The sequence below is a fragment of the Streptomyces fagopyri genome (assembly GCF_009498275.1).
Classification (GTDB): domain Bacteria; phylum Actinomycetota; class Actinomycetes; order Streptomycetales; family Streptomycetaceae; genus Streptomyces; species Streptomyces fagopyri.
On record NZ_CP045643.1, the window covers coordinates 3,337,592 to 3,353,113 of the forward strand.

The window sequence follows — 15,522 nt, forward strand, 5'->3', positions numbered from 1 at the left end:
CAGGGTCTACGCTGTGGCCCACGGCCATCGGCTGATCTTCGTCTGTCCACACAACCGACGATGATCAACGGTGGCCGTGCCCTTTCTACGCCACCCAGCAGTACAGGTTCTCGTCTCCCTCGCGGACGGCACGGGCCAGGCCGGCCAAGCCATTCAGGATCCACACGGCGATCTCGGGGTCGAAGACCTCGCCGTCTGCCGCCCGCTCGGCCACCCACAGCCGGCTGACTTCAGCGAGCCGGTGCTCGACGGCAGTGCACAGGGCATATCGAAGGGTGCCGGAGACGGCGAGGACGAGCGGACCCTCGCCGTCGTCCGGGTCGACAACAGTCTCGGGAACATCGTCGTCAAGGACTTCCTCAAAGCTCCGACCCGTGAAGATGCCCTCCCACTCGATCAGAGCCTCCTCGACATCGAAGTTGCCGAAGGTCAGGGACTCGAAGACCCCGTCGGGACCACCCTCTGCGACAGCAGCGGCAGCTTCAGCGTCCGGTGCCACGAAGAACTTGATGACGATGCTCACCGGGGCATAGTGCCTGTTCCACCGGGCCCGGTCTACCTGCCAGCGGCCAGCAGAAGCCGACCTACCGACCGGAGATGCTGTCCGCCCACAGGCCAAGATCAAGATCTACAGCTGGAGTACTAAGGGAAGCCGATAGCTCTGATCGGTGTGTGCCGATCGGCAATCCCGTCAGGGGTCAACCGTCACGATGGGGCCACGGCGCCGGTGGTGCGAACTGGAGCAGATCAGCCGCGGGGCATTGCGTTGAGGCGTGCTGGACACCTCTGAGGATGTCCTGGCCGAGGAGAAGTGATAGATGGCCGCCGTCCCGTGGTGAGGGGCGGCCATCCATCGTTCTCCGACTGCCAGCAGGCACCTTGTATCGCTGAGTGCGAAGCCGCAGTACTGGATGTCCGCTATATCACGGCCGGGCTGGCCGTGATATAGCCGCTCCCGCCCCGCTTACCGCGGATGTTTGGATTGATTATGCGCCCCTTCTCCGCGAGTGCGCCTCACTACCGTCACCTCCGCGGTATGGTTTCAAGGCGCTGACATGCTAGGAGGGCGACAATGAAACGGACATCGGTAGAGCTTTTCGCCGGTGGCGGGGGGCTGGTCCAGGCCAGCGAGGAGGCCGGCTTCCGGCATCTGTTGCTGAACGAGTTCGCCCGCCGCGCTTGCGAGACCCTGGAGGAGAACCACTTCACAGGTCATCCTGAGGACGTGGGCGTGGACGTCCTGGCCAAAGCCGTGGAGAACCTTCCCGAACCCGATCCGGCGATGTCGCCTGAGGAGCTACGCAAAGGCGTGCCACTCGTCCGCGGCGACGTACGTCAACTGGACATGTCCTTCCTGCGCGAGCGTGGCGTTGACCTCCTCACAGGCGGTCCGCCGTGCCAGCCCTTCAGCCTGGGCGGAGTGGCGAAGGGAGACGAGGACGAAAGGAACATGTTCCCCCAAATGTTCCGAGCGGTCCGCGAGATGCGACCGAAGGCGATCCTCTGCGAGAACGTCCGAGGGCTACTCCGACCGTCCTTCAAGCCTTACTTCCAGTACATCCAGCGCGAGCTCACACTCCCCTTCGTCGAGCGCGGAGACGGGATCGACTGGCGGGAGCACGACCGCCTCCTCACCGAGATGGTCACAGCTGGAGACACGGATCCGTCCGAGCGCTACGACGTGATGGAATTCGAGGTGAACGCGGCCAACTACGGTGTACCGCAGATCCGTAACCGCGTGATCCTGCTCGCCTTCCGGGCGGACCTCCGGGTGGACAAGGAACGGGTACGTCGGGCTCTGCGGCAGACCCACTCGGTGGAAGCGCTCATCCGCTCCTTCCAAGACGGCTCCTACTGGGAGCGGCATCCGCGGGTGGCAAAGCACGTACGTGATCGAGTGGCGGCCCGGGCTGGCGAACAGCTCACGCTCGGCGACGACGAAGCGGCCGGAAAAGCACCGTGGGTCACTCTGCGTGACGCGGTGTGCGACCTTCCGGCGATCGACATGCACAAGCTAGACAAGATCACGGAACAAGGTTTCCGTGATCACGTCGGCTGGCCGGGCGCCCGTATCTACGACGGACACACACCGAACGAGCTCGACCGTCCGGCCAAGACGGTCAAGGCGGGTGTGCACGGCGTTCCGGGAGGCGAGTCCGTGATGCTGCTGGACGAACGAGCCCGCGCCGAGGATGGGCGCTGGGAATACGTGCATCGCTATATGACCGTACGGGAGGCCGCGCGCGTCATGACCTTCCGGGACGATTGGCGTCTGGCCGGCCCACGCGGTGAGCGTATGCGACAGCTCGGGAACGCCGTCCCTGTCGAGTTGGGCAAGACCTTCGCAAGCGTGGTCTCAGACGCTCTCGACGAGGCGGAAAAGCGGGCATGACCAAGGCGGGGGAAGTTGGCCAGGAGGGTTGGCGCGAAGAGGGGCCACCTCCGGACCGAGCCTGGCGCGGGAAGCCGGGACGCGGACGTACGGCCCTGGCCGCGGAACAGGACAAGGCCGCCGGGGGACGCGAGGGTCGCCACGTCGATCTGGGCGGAGGGAGCTACGCGCTGGCCTCCGTCGCGTTGAAGCTGTTCCCCAGGACACGCCGCATTAGGGCCTACCTGCGCTGGTCCGACGCCGGGCGGACGGTGACGCGGTATATCTGCGAAGTCTGCGAGGACACCCGAGCCCGCAATCTCGCCGCCGCCTGGGAACGGGCGCGGGAGAGGAAGCTGGTGGGGGAACGCGCGGTGCCAGCCGGTTCGTGGGCCTCCTCCTCAGCCGTCAGGGACAGCATGCGGGGCAACCGCGGTCGGGACACAGCCCCGGAGCTCGCGTTGCGCTCCCTCGTCCACCAGCGGGGCCTGCGATATCGCGTCTCAACGCGCCCTGTCCCCTCACTGCGACGCACTGCGGATCTCGTGTTCACGCGGGCCCGCGTCGCGGTGTTCGTCGATGGATGCTTTTGGCACGGCTGCCCCGAGCATCTGCGGCCCGCGGCGACGAACTCCGAATTCTGGCGCAAGAAGATCGCCGCGAATCAGGCCCGTGACGCGGAGACCGACCGACTCCTCGCCCTGGAGGGCTGGGACGTCCTCCGGTTCTGGGAACACGACGACACCGCGCAAGCCGCGGAGCGAGTGGTCGAGCTAGTGCGTGGGAAGAACACCACGACTGGATCGGGTAGTTCGTAGCGCTTCCCCCTACCAATCACAGGGCTCGCCGACGGTCGGAACGCTGGGACGCCGTCTGCACAATCACCGGGTTCCCGCAACTGCCCGTCACATTGTCAGTAGGGCGGCCTATCCTCAGGATCCGACGCGTGACTCATGGCGGTTACGCCGACTCGCCGTGCCCGGGCAGCGGTATGACCTGGGCCGCGTCCCGATCTTCGAGGAGGGTTCCACCAGCGTGAAGATCACCCCGTCCGCCCGCGTGCTGCGCATGCTGGGCGAGATCGAGTTCAAAGAGTGGCAGTGCGTCGCCGAACTCGTGGACAACTCGTTCGACGACTTCACCGAGATCATCCGATCGGGCGTCAACTGGCCCAACGGGTACAAGGTGAGTGTCTCCCTGCCCGACTCCTCCACTCCTCAAGCCCAGCTCGTAATCCGGGACACCGGCAGGGGCATGGCCTACGAGCAGCTGGAGCGGGCGGTGCGCGCCGGCTGGTCCAGCAACGACATGCACGACAAGCTCGGTCTGTTCGGGATGGGGTTCAACGTATCCACCGCCCGGCTCGGCAAGCGCACCCGTGTGTTGACAACCCGCCCCGGCGACACCGAGTGGATCGGCGTCGAGATCGACCTCGACAAGATCGGAGACGATTTCGAGGCCGACGACATCACAGAACCGAAAGACGACCCCAGCGAGCACGGAACCAAAATCATCGTTGACCGGCTGCACCGCACCCGGGGCGACTGGTTGCGGCGTAACGGCGCGGCCCTGCGTAATCAGCTCGGCGCCGTCTATTCGTGGCTCCTGATCGAGCGGGGCTTCGAGTTGTACGTGGGACGCACTCGGGTCAAGCCCGTCCGTCACTGCCGATGGGGAGAGGACCGGTACGTCGAGCACGGCACCACCAAGGAGCGTATCCCCGCCTATATCGCCATCGACGAGAAGCTGGAGGACGGCCTCGCCTGCCTGGACTGCGGCCAGTGGCAGCTGACGATGACGGACATCTGCTCCGACTGCGGTGGTGATCGGCTCTCCGAACGCCAGCGGCGCATCCACGGCTGGCTGGGCATCCAACGCCACCTCGACAAGACCGAGTACGGACTCGACTTCCTGCGCAACGGTCGCAAAATCCTGCGCTGGGACAAGCAGCTCTTCACGTGGCGGAACCCCAACGGTGTCGCTGGCAACGAGGAGCCGGAGTATCCGGTCGAACTCGCGCACCAGGGCGGTCGCATCATCGGCGAGATCCACCTCGACCACGTCCCCGTCACGTACCAGAAGGACGCCTTCGAATACGGGGACCGCAGCTGGCGCAGCGCCGTGGAAGTGATCCGTGGCGTCGCTCCGCTGCAGCCGAAGCGCGCCGAGAACGCTGGATTCCCTGAGAACACGAGCCCGCTGGCGACCCTGTTCAAGGGGTTCCGGCGAAACGACGCCGGCCTGCGCTGCCTCGTCCCCGGTGACGGACGCAAGCCGATCCACGAGGAGACCCGACGCTGGGCAGCCGACTTCCACAAGGGAAGCCCGGACTACCAGACCGACGAACGCTGGTGGCAGGCCGTGCAGGACCACGAGGCCATCAAACAGCGAGGCAAGGAGACCAAGACCACTGCCAGCGTGCCCAGTCAGCCGGACGTGGATGCCGTCCTGGACGCTCTGGGGGTTCCCGGCGACGCTCCGTCCTCCGGCGAAATCGCGACTAACGCGGCGCCCGACGGTCAGAAGGACGCAACTTCCGCCACGCCCACCGCCAAGGAGAGGAAGGAGACACGCGGCGAACGGATCGCACGGTACGAGCGGCTCTCGAACCCGCATCCCCGCCTGTCCCGTCCGTTCGGTCACCCCTCGCTCGGCTATCTCCAAGTCGAGACCCGCTTGCTCGACGGCGAAGAAGGCTTGCGGGACGACTCCGGTCAGCCGGTGCCCGTCCTCCTCGACCAGCGCGCCGGCAACGACATGACCGCTCTGATCGACCCGGAGCACGACGTGTTCCGGCTGTTCGGCTCGGACTACGCCGACCTGCTCCTCGTGGAACTCGCTGCCGTCCTCAAGGTCCGCGCCCGCTCGGAGTGGAGCCCGTCCCGCTTGGTCGCGGCCATCCGCTCCGAGTCCCTCAAGGACGGCGTCCTGGACGGGACCACGGTAGGGGCTGAGGCTCGTGAACTGCTTGTGGAGGTACGGGCCCGCATGGCCCGGGAACTGGACCGCACCGGTGCTGCCGGAAAGGCCTTCACCCATCTCACCCGCGATGAGATCACCGCGACCGAGAACCAGATGATCGCCTCCGGGAAGGTAGGCCGGGTACGTGACCTCGGCCAGGAGGGCGGTTTCCTCGAACACGTGCCGCCTCTCGCTCTGGTGAGGCTCGTCGAGACGATGCCTGCCATGTTCCTGGACGGGCATGTGTTCCGAGGTCCGTACGCGAACGTGGCCTCGGACTCCGCACGAGCCCTGAGCCTCGCCCGCGTGACCGGGTATCTCTCCGATGTAGCGACCCATGGCACGTACGCGGCCGGGGCGACGGCCTACCAGCTGCAGCGTGCCCGCCTCAGCGCCGCGTTGCTCGTCGACGAACTGGCCGGTGACGAGTGACCGCCGCGTTCCTGACGGCCGCCGCCCTGCGTGACGGCGGCCCGGCGGGGTTGACCAAGGCGCTGGAACGCACGCTGTGGCATCTTGGGTTCCAGGACGTTCGCGTCGTGGACGGGGCCCACGACAACGGGGCGGACCTGCTGGCCGTGCGGGACCGCGAGCAGTGGGTGTTCCAGAGCAAGTGGAAAGCCCACGGGGTCGCCGACCGAGGCGGGGTCGACGACCTGGAACGAGCGCGGGCCCACTACCGTGCGGACCGGGCCGTCCTGGTCACCAACACGGACATCGCCGCAACGGCCGAGACGCGGCGGCGCGCCTTGGCCAGCGTCGGCGTCGACATCACGCTATGGCACGGGGCCACACTCGCCACGATCGGCGAGCGGATGCCTGATCGTGTCCCCCGCGCTTACACCTTGCGCCCGTATCAGGAAGAAGCCGTAGCCGCGATCGAGCGAGACCTAGTCGCCGAGGGATCAGCCCTGCTCGTCCTGGCCACGGGGCTCGGCAAGACCGTCGTGGGCGGAGAGGTGATCGGGAATCTCCTGCGCCGGAGGCTGGGGGCACACGTCCTCGTCGTGGCCCACATGCGTGACCTGGTAGAGCAGTTGGAGAAGGCGTTGTGGCGTCACATCCCCAAGGGGGTCTCCACGCGTCTCCTCACCGGTGACCATAAACCAGGCACCCTCGACGGCGTCGTCGTGGCCACGGTCGAGTCGGCGCTGTCCTCCGCACGCGCGGGCTACCGGCCCGACCTCATCATGATCGATGAGACCCACCACGTGGCCGAGACCGGCAGGTTTGCGGAACTCCTCGATCTGTGCGGAAGTGCGGCGCGCTTCGGAGTCACCGCCACCCCCTGGCGTGGCGACAAGTTCGACATCACAGCTCGCTTCGGCGTCCCTAGTTACAAAATGGGCATCGCCGAAGGCATGGCCGCCGGTTACCTATCCACCGTCGACTACCGCCTATACGCCGACGGCATCGACTGGGACGTCGTCAAGGACGTCAGCCGGCACGGATACTCCATCAAAGACCTCAACCGCCGACTGTTCCTCCCCCAGCGCGACGAGGAGGTGGTCGAGCATCTACGGGCCGCATGGCGGGAGACCCCGGATCCCCGCGCGATCGTGTTCTGCCAGACCATCGAGCACGCTGAGCACATGGCGGAGCTTCTCTCGGTGTCCTCCCCCGACTGGGCACGGGCGTCCTACTTGCACAGCGGACTACCCAAAAGACAACGGGATGTATTGCTCAACGAGTTCCGTCTCGGCCGTGTCCCGGTCATCACCTGCGTCGACGTGTTCAACGAGGGCGTGGACGTACCCGACGTGAACCTGATCGCGTTCCTCCGCGTCACGCACAGTCGCAGGATCTTCGTCCAACAACTCGGCCGCGGACTCAGGCTCAGCCCCGGCAAGAAAGCTCTGAAAGTTCTCGACTTCGTCACCGATATCCGCCGAGTCGCGGCGGCTCTCGACCTGCGACGGTCCCTCGAAGCCGAGGAGTCCGAGCACCTGGAACTCCCTCTGGCCTCGCGCGTCGAATTCCAGGACGAGACCGTCGGCTCCCTCATGGACATGTGGCTCCAGGACGCCGCCGACCTTGAGACCGCGGCGGACGAGGTCCGCCTCCAGTTCCCCCTGCCGAGAGGAATCCTGTGAGCGACTACAACATCCCTCCAGATGTCGAGGCCGCAGTCGTCACCCAGCTCTACGCCCAGGCGGCCGAGCTGGACTGGACACATCTCAACTCCACAGACCGGACGCGGTGGTACCAGTCTTGGACGAAGGACCCCGAGATCGGGGGACGGCTCATCGGCTTCGTGGGGGGAACGGAGAATATCCGTCCCTGGCTGAAGGACTGCCCCATGAAGGAGTACGAACGAGCCCGCCGCGGGGAGGGCAAGTACTCGGCGTTCATCACCCGCCACGCCGCCACGCTGGAGGAAGTGGTCGCAAAAACCATGGGCGCGGATTGGGAGATCGTGGAAGGTACCCGGGCGGTAAAGCCGCTGCGCGTCCGGATCCGCCGAACTGGATCAGAAGACGAGGAGCGTCACTTCGTCCTAGGGGAAGAGCCACAGCTGAAGCACCTTCTGTGGCCAGCGGTCATCGACAGGTCCCGCAGTGAGTCATACCCCTGGGTCGTCTGCGTCGTAGATCCTTTCGCGTCGCCGCTAACGGTGGAACAGAAGTCCCTCCACCGACGTCTGGAGAACTTCCTCGGCGTGCGTGTCGTCTACTTCAGCGAGATCTAGGAAACAGCGGTGGACAGTTACGACTTGGTGGCGTTGATGTGGTCCTCAGGCCTCCTCGACGATCGGGACAGGGCTGCGGTCGAGGCACGCTCGAATGGCGCCACCCTGGACGAGGTCGGTCGCGCTTACGGGCTGAGCAGGGAGTGGGCGAGGCAGGTTCAGACCCGCGCTCAGAAGGCGCTTACTCCGGCCGCCGACGTGATGTGTCCGGACTGGCGCGAGAAGGCGAAGGCTTTGGGAGACGCCCCAGCGACCCCACGCGCGGCGTTCGCGGACGCTATGGGCGTCACTGATCATGTAGCGCTGGAACCCTTGCTGTCCATGGTCGGATTGCGACCGCCTGTCACATGGGCGGGACCCGTCCGGGGTTGGTGGACGGGGCGACCAGGACGACTCGACGCTCTATTGCGAGAACTGGCGGAGGCTGCTCCGCTGCGCGCCGATGATCTCGACCGCGCAGCTGCTGAAGTCGGTCTGCCAGAGGAACTTCCGCTAGTAACAATCCTTTCGGCTTCCGCTTCCCGGCTCGCGCTCAGTTCCGAAGGACACTGGGTGCGGCGCCGGGCTCGGGGTCGCGACGCCGCCTATCTATGGCTACTGGAAGCCGGACGACCGGCGAAACCGGAAGAACTGCTTAAGCCGATGTCCACGACCACCGCGGCCGCCGTACGCGAAGCATTGCGTCGGGACGAGCGGTTCGTCCAAGTCCGTCCCGCAGGGGTATGGGCACTCGCCGAGTGGTCGCACCTGCCGGTGTCGCCCCACACCAGCGCCGTTGATGCGCTGATCGCCGTGGTCAGAGAGTCAGGCCCGCTGTCCGTGCCTACGCTGTTCGCGAAGACGGCGGAGATCTATCCAGTCACCCAGTGGCGCCTCAGACAGTGCCTGCTGAGCGATCAGATCGGCGAGACCGACGATGGACTCATCGACCTGGTAGCCCGCGGCGCCCGTCCTATCGAGGACAAGGAACCCACCAAACCCGACTCAGTGGCAGTCGCTGAGAGCGGAGAGGTCGTTGGTGTGCGCCTCTCGGTCACCAAGGACGTTCTTCGGGGCAGTGGTATCGCGGTGCACACTTGGCTGACGTGGTATCTCGGGCTTCGCCAGGCCCCCATGAGCCGTACCTTCTCCACGGTCGGTAATCATGCGTCGCTCGTCATCCGCCGCGGCACCAGCGTCGCCCAGCTCTCCAGCCTTCGCCACCACGCGAGAGAACTCAACGTTGTCGAGGGGTGTGTGCTGGCCGTACTGATGCGCCTCGACGACAACACGGCCCAGGTAAGACATGGCTGCGCCGATGGCGAATGTCCTGCTGTCGCCGGTACGGCCTGACCACGCGTCCATCACCCCTCTCCGGCCGTCAAGGCCACGGACTCAGATGCGGAGCCGCGACGACGTGCGGCGCCCGCTCTGGCCACGCCATCACCGAAACAGACTCTTCGACCCCGACACCATTTGTGGGCCGAAGGCGCGGGCCCGTTGCTGACAACCGGCAGCCTTCACATGAGGGCCAGGCAGAAGGCGACGAGATGAGGGGACCTCCAAAGCCGAAGTGCCCCCGGACAGTTCGCCCACGAGACACGCTAGCTCAGGCAGTTAACCCCTCAGCCCGGGGATTGCGGATCGGGCCATGGACGGAGGAACTACGTGATCGCGCTCAACCGAGAGCAGCCACTCAGAGACACCTTCGCCTGTTGAACATCTTCACAAGAAGTACACCTATGACGATACGGTGACCCCATGCCCACGGTGGCTCAACCCTTCGACAGTGCGGATACCATGACGCTGAGTCAAGTGTGGCAAGAGCAGGTGCCGGTCGATGGCACCATCGAGCTGCCTCCGGACCGGCGAGCTCTTGATGGCCTGGGCCGAAATCACTCGCTACCGACGGCCCTCGCAGATCTGGTCGACAACTCGATCGACGCCGGCGCGAGCCACGTGCTGATCCGGTTCGTCCGCAAACACGGTCGGCTCCGCGGACTGTATGTAGTGGACAACGGCAAAGGCATGAGCGACTCGGCCATCAACGTGGCGATGACCCTCGGCGGACGTCGAGAGTATGCCGCTAAAGACCTGGGAAGCTTCGGAGTCGGCCTCAAGGCGGCCTCGTTCAGCAACGCGAAGGCCGTCACCGTATTGTCGCGGACGGCGGGGCACGCCCCGGTTGGCCGGCGGTTGGAGGCCGACCCGAACAAGCGCGGTTTCCATTGCGACGTTGTCGCCGAGACATTCGCCAAAGCAGAGCTCTCCCGCAGGTGGGGGATCCCCTGGTCTGGCACGGGAACCATTGTCCGATGGGATGAGGTCTTCGGCTTCCCAGCCACGAACGATCCTGCACGAGTCGAAGAGTTCATCACCAGGTCGATGACAGAGATCATCAACCACCTGGGATTGATCCTGCATCGCATCATCGATCAGGGTCGAATTGCGATCGCCCTTGACGTGGAGGATGTCGACCAAGGCCTCGTAGGTCCTCGTTCCCGAGTGGATTCAATCGATCCGTTCGGTTACACCAAAACGGGCAAAGCGGGCTACCCAAGGAATCTACTCGCCCGACACGGTGACCTGTCCGTCGTTTTCAGCTGCCACATCTGGCCGCCGCGGTCGCGAATGCCCGAGTTCAACCTCGTCACCGGCGCGGAGAAGCACCAAGGACTCTACTTCTACCGACGCGACCGACTCCTTCAGGCAGGGGGAAGCTGGGACGGAGTTAGCGTCTCAGCCCGCGAGCGACAGTTGGCTCGTGTCGAGGTCGACATCGACGGGTTGCCGCCAGCGCTCGCCGCGATGAATCCCGAGAAATCCCGTGTCCAAGTTGGCCCAGACTTTGCGACGTTGGCCGCGTCAGCAGCCGCCGACGACGGTACCGCATTCGTGGACTACCTGACGGACGCCGAGGAGCGATTCAAAGCGTCTCGTAAGAGGCGGCGGGCACGAAAGGCGATGATCCCACCAGGCAGAGGCTTCGCGCCGCAGCTGAAGCGTGCGATCCGAGATGAGATACCGATGCAGGACCATCAGGTCCCCATCACAATGCGGTGGACCCGATTCGATCGCGCCCACAGGGATGACTTCTTCCGCGTCGACCGAGCCGACCGGGTGTTGTTGCTCAACGAGCGCTTCAGGCCGCTCGCGAAGAGTGGGCGCCGCGGGGCGAACGACGCCGCGCTGCTGAAGTCCGTCCTGTACCTCCTGATGGAGCAAGCCTTCACTGGCGAGTATCTCGGAGTCCGTGACCGAGACAACATCGACCTGTGGCAGGAAGTCTTGAGTACGGCAGCGAAGGTGGACGCGAGTGAGTGAAAACCGCCACCTGGATCCGGAGCACTTCGAGGCAGCCCTCTCTCTCGGCATCCCCTTCGAGCACCCGATTGCAGGGAATCCGAGGCTGAGTATCTTCTTCAACCCGTACCGCCGAGAGATCGGACTGCGGGCGCCGTGGGCGAAGCACGGGCGGATCGAGACGGGCCTGACGCACCTTCGGTGTCGATCAGTATTGCTCGGCGGCAAGCGACACATCGAGGTTGTCGTCAATGATCCCGAGATGTTCGTCGAAGGCTACGCGATCTTGTGCCTCGTGGCAGACCGAATCCAGCTGGCGGGTCGCAGCGTCCTTGCAGCTGTTACAGAGACGATTCGTACTCTCGGGAAGCTGCTTCGCGCTCCAGGGCCCCTCTCTCCCGAGCGTGAGATCGGCTTGTTCGGCGAACTGGTGACGCTGAGATCCCTGATCAGTTGCCTCGGCTCGGAAGAGGCTGTAGGCGGATGGCTCGGCCCCGTAGCTGAGGAGCATGACTTCAGTCTGCAAGAGATCGATCTCGAGGTGAAGACCACCCTCTCGGAGAATCGCGAGCACTGGATTTCCAGTCTCACGCAACTCGTACCGAAGGTGGCTAAGCCCTTGTGGCTGGTCTCGCATCAGCTCACCGCCGCCGGGCCCGGCCAAGGAAAAACTCTGGCCGAGCTCATCGCAGAAGTAAGAGCCGCTCTGAACGACATCGTCTTGGCAGACCTGGATCGCCGCCTGACAGCCGCTGGCTGGCGCGGAGCTGCGGCACAGGACAAGGGACGGCGCTTCCTCTCCCGAACATCACCAGTCCTATACCTGGTCGACGAGACGTTCCCGTGCCTTACGCCAGCGAGTTTGGCCGGTGCTGGCGCGCATTTGTCCTCCATCACCGAGGTCCGCTACCGCCTCGATCTCTCAGCAGTTCTTCCCAGTCATGAAACTCCTTCATACCTACGATCGGCCCTGGCCTCAGGAGGAACCGTATGACTCTAGTCGACGCCTATCTCGGCGCGTTGAAGATGATGGAAATCACTGGCCCCCGCTCCCTGCACCAGACTGCAGCCTTCATTGCCACAAGTCCCGAACTGGTGGAAGAAGACGAACTGCGCGCCCACTTGGCAGCAGCCGATCCGAACGACGAATTGCGTCGCGCGCTGAGCCTGCGGCTGGCCACATTTGACCACCACCCCGAGGATGCTGCCTGGACTGAGGACACGGCCCCCAACACGCGCGCGCGCCGCGAGGTCGTGCTACGCATATTCGATGTCGAGGAGGCGACGGCAGTTCTGCTGGGCGACCTCATCCCCATCGCCAACCTGGACGAGCCCATCGTCATCGCCGACAAGTGGACGCCGTGGTACACGGAAAACATCAAGCGTAGCCGGGAGTTCTACTGGCAGCACTATTCCGAGTCCCTTCTCGCCGCTCCCCATTTGGGCGCCAAGGCAATCACCACGCTAGACAAGGCTACGGATCGGGTTGTTGAAAGGCTGGCGAACCCAACCGCACCCGAAGCGTACCAAGCCAAAGGCCTTGTGGTGGGATACGTGCAAAGTGGCAAGACCGCCAACTTCACCGGCGTCATCGCCAAGGCCATTGATGCCGGCTACCGGCTGATTATCGTCCTCAGCGGAACCACAGATCTACTAAGGACCCAGACACAACGTCGATTGGACATGGAACTCGTCGGTCAGGAGAACATTCTCAGAGGTATCAAACCGGACGATGAGGCGGCATTGGACGCCACGGATTACGTCGGAGCCGACCCCGAATGGGACCGCTTTGTCCGACACGGCGTGCGCCCCTCAGACGGGGGTGGTTCGGACCTCTATCGGTTGACGAAGAAATCTTTCGACTACAAGAGCCTGGAACTCGGCATCTCGGCACTGGACTTCCCCAAGCGGGAACGGCACCTGCCGTTCTTTCACCCGGACAATCTCTTTGCCGGAAACACGCGCCTCGCGGTGGTGAAGAAGAACAGCGGGGTACTTAGAAAGCTCGTTGCAGACCTCAACAAAATCACCACGCGCCTAGAAGAGGTTCCTACCCTCATCATTGACGATGAGTCGGATCAGGCCTCAGTCAATACCAGCAAACCCAAGCCGCTCTCTACCGAGGCAAAGAAGAAGCGCTCCGCTATCAACCATCACATAGCGGAACTATTGAGGATGCTGCCTAGGGCCCAGTACGTGGGGTACACGGCCACACCCTTCGCCAATGTCTTCATCGACCCGAACGACGCTGAAGACATCTTCCCCAAGAATTTTCTAATCGCCTTGCCCCCTGGCCCGGGATACATGGGCGCGCGTGACTTTCACGATCTCAACCTCGACATCCCTCTCGACGAGCGTACCGAAGAGAACTCCGCCCAGAAGGCGCACGTGCGCATCGTTAGCGAAGAAGAGCAGGAGCAGTCAGCGAATCTCCAGGGCGCGCTCGACACGTTCGTCCTGACCGGTGCGGTCAAGCTCTATCGCGAGAGTCGCGGGCACGATACGTTTCGCCATCACACCATGCTCTATCACGTAGCGATGCAGAAGGACGCCCACCGCGAGCAACGGGCAAAAGTCAAGGAGATGTGGGATCGTTCCGGATACCGGTCGGCAGCGTGTTTCGAACGACTTCGGGATCTTTACGATAAGGACATTTTGCCGGTTACGAGACGCCCAGACGGTGGCGAGACTCCGTCGACGTTCGACGAGCTCGTCCCGTTCATCGGCGACACGATCAATCGAATCGAAAAAACCGGCCATCCAGTCCTTGTAGTCAACAGCGACAAGATCGAGGGAGAGGAGCTCGACTTCTCCACGGATCCGCATGTCTGGAGGGTACTCGTCGGAGGTAACAAGCTCGCTCGCGGCTTCACCGTGGAGGGTTTGACGGTCTCCTACTACCTGCGTCAATCTCGGCAGGCCGACACCATGATGCAAATGGGTCGATGGTTCGGATACCGCACCGGCTATCGCGACCTCGTGCGCCTGTACACCACTCAAGCGCTATACGACGACTTCGAGGACGTCTGTCAGGACGAGGAGTTCTTTCGCGACGAGCTACGCCAGTACGCACCGCTTGGCGCTAACGGTGAGCCACAAATCACTCCGAGCCAGATTCCGCCGCTCGTCGCCCAGCACCATCCGAAGATCAGACCTACTGCCGCGAACAAAATGTACAACGCACGGGTGGAACAACGGCGAACTCCGATGAAGGAACCGAGCAGTGGCTATCCCCTCATCTCCGACGGGACATCGCTTCAGGACAACACCCAGGCATTCTTGCCACTTCTCTCCTCCGCGGTTGACCATCCGGAAGTGATCGATCTCGATGGCCGTCCAGTCAACGTCCTCAGCACGCAGCTAACAAATGAGGAATTGGTCTCGATCCTGAGCCAGCTCCACTGGGCTAAGGAAGACTCCTTCCGTCCTGACCTCAACTTCCTCCGCCAAGCAAAGCCCGATGCGATCGCGGACTGGCACGTGGTTCTCCCTCAACTCAAGGGGCAGGACACACAGGTGGTCATTGGTGGTGTGGGACCGCTCAGCGTCCACCGTCGCCGGGTAATCAACGGAAAGCTCCAAGCCAAGTCACAGCCGGCCGACCGGTCCCTTGTCCAGCCAATCGCGAACCGCGCAGGGTCCACTCGAGGCGGGATGCTCCTCTACCCCATGGCGCCTAAGGACGCGACCGTACAGGGCGAGCTGTCTACGAGCGAAGTGGTCATGGCCTTCACGCTCTTCCTCCCTCAGGCTTCGGGAGCGACGGATGGGAAGCTCATTACCTGGACCACCAAGGACGACTCACTTCCCAGCTACGCCCTCGTCTCGAGGTAATGAAGAGCCTGCAGGTCTCGGCGAGATCACAACCGCCGCTCGTCGAGACCTGCAGATGAGCATGCTCGGCTCACCATTTCCATTGCCGGCCAGCGACCCCGGGGGGTGTCGTCGATCCGCGCGGTCCAAGCGCAACCGAGGACCGTGGACCATCTGCGGACAGGGAACTGCCTCCTGCTCGGCTAGGGACGCGTGACCCGCATATACGTCTAGGCCCCAAAGGGCCTCCGGAGCCGTGTGCGCAGGTTCGAATCCTGCCGGGGGCACTCGCCGCAGATCAGCAAGAATAAGGCGCTGACCAGGGCGGATGTCGACAGAAGAGGGCGGGAGTCAGTCTCACTGGCTCCCGCCCTCTCTTGTTGTCTCTCACTGTCAGCGCACCATC

At 64.0% G+C, this 15,522-nt stretch carries 10 protein-coding genes; 9 read left to right on the forward strand and 1 reads right to left on the reverse strand.

The genetic code is table 11. The features are described from left to right. Positions 1 to 85 precede the first annotated feature (85 nt). Complete coding sequence (locus GFH48_RS14200; RefSeq protein WP_153288623.1) at positions 86 to 523, reverse strand: hypothetical protein; 438 nt, start codon at positions 521 to 523, stop codon at positions 86 to 88. Between the two features lie 549 nt (positions 524 to 1,072). Here GFH48_RS14200 and GFH48_RS14205 point away from each other — a divergent pair. The 9 genes from GFH48_RS14205 (at position 1,073) to GFH48_RS14245 (ending at position 15,137) form a co-directional block, all read left to right on the forward strand. Next, entirely contained in the window at positions 1,073 to 2,392 is a 1,320-nt protein-coding gene (locus tag GFH48_RS14205) for a DNA cytosine methyltransferase (RefSeq protein ID WP_153288624.1), read from the forward strand. Between the two features lie 398 nt (positions 2,393 to 2,790). Next, positions 2,791 to 3,189, forward strand: a complete 399-nt coding sequence (locus GFH48_RS39125; RefSeq protein ID WP_228121328.1) for a very short patch repair endonuclease — start codon at positions 2,791 to 2,793, stop codon at positions 3,187 to 3,189. 157 nt (positions 3,190 to 3,346) lie between these two features. After that, on the forward strand, positions 3,347 to 5,764 hold the full coding sequence (locus tag GFH48_RS14215) for an ATP-binding protein (protein ID WP_228120570.1): 2,418 nt from the start codon (positions 3,347 to 3,349) through the stop codon (positions 5,762 to 5,764). Beyond that, complete coding sequence (locus tag GFH48_RS14220; RefSeq protein ID WP_153288626.1) at positions 5,761 to 7,425, forward strand: DEAD/DEAH box helicase; 1,665 nt, start codon at positions 5,761 to 5,763, stop codon at positions 7,423 to 7,425. The genes GFH48_RS14215 and GFH48_RS14220 overlap by 4 nt, the downstream gene beginning before the upstream one ends. Then, on the forward strand, positions 7,422 to 8,021 hold the full coding sequence (locus GFH48_RS14225; protein ID WP_153288627.1) for a hypothetical protein: 600 nt from the start codon (positions 7,422 to 7,424) through the stop codon (positions 8,019 to 8,021). The genes GFH48_RS14220 and GFH48_RS14225 overlap by 4 nt, the downstream gene beginning before the upstream one ends. A gap of 9 nt (positions 8,022 to 8,030) precedes the next feature. Next, entirely contained in the window at positions 8,031 to 9,353 is a 1,323-nt protein-coding gene (locus GFH48_RS14230) for a sigma factor-like helix-turn-helix DNA-binding protein (protein WP_228120571.1), read from the forward strand. A 408-nt stretch (positions 9,354 to 9,761) separates the two neighbouring features. Then, positions 9,762 to 11,324, forward strand: coding sequence for an ATP-binding protein (locus GFH48_RS14235; RefSeq protein ID WP_228120572.1), 1,563 nt, complete (start codon positions 9,762 to 9,764; stop codon positions 11,322 to 11,324). Then, positions 11,317 to 12,297 carry a PD-(D/E)XK motif protein gene (locus tag GFH48_RS14240; protein ID WP_153288628.1) on the forward strand — a complete coding sequence of 327 codons (981 nt, stop codon included), beginning with the start codon at positions 11,317 to 11,319 and terminating at the stop codon, positions 12,295 to 12,297. The genes GFH48_RS14235 and GFH48_RS14240 overlap by 8 nt, the downstream gene beginning before the upstream one ends. Next, a complete protein-coding gene (locus GFH48_RS14245; protein ID WP_153288629.1) occupies positions 12,294 to 15,137 on the forward strand; it encodes a Z1 domain-containing protein in 2,844 nt (947 codons plus the stop codon). Before GFH48_RS14240 ends, GFH48_RS14245 begins: the two co-directional genes overlap by 4 nt. Positions 15,138 to 15,522: the final 385 nt, after the last annotated feature.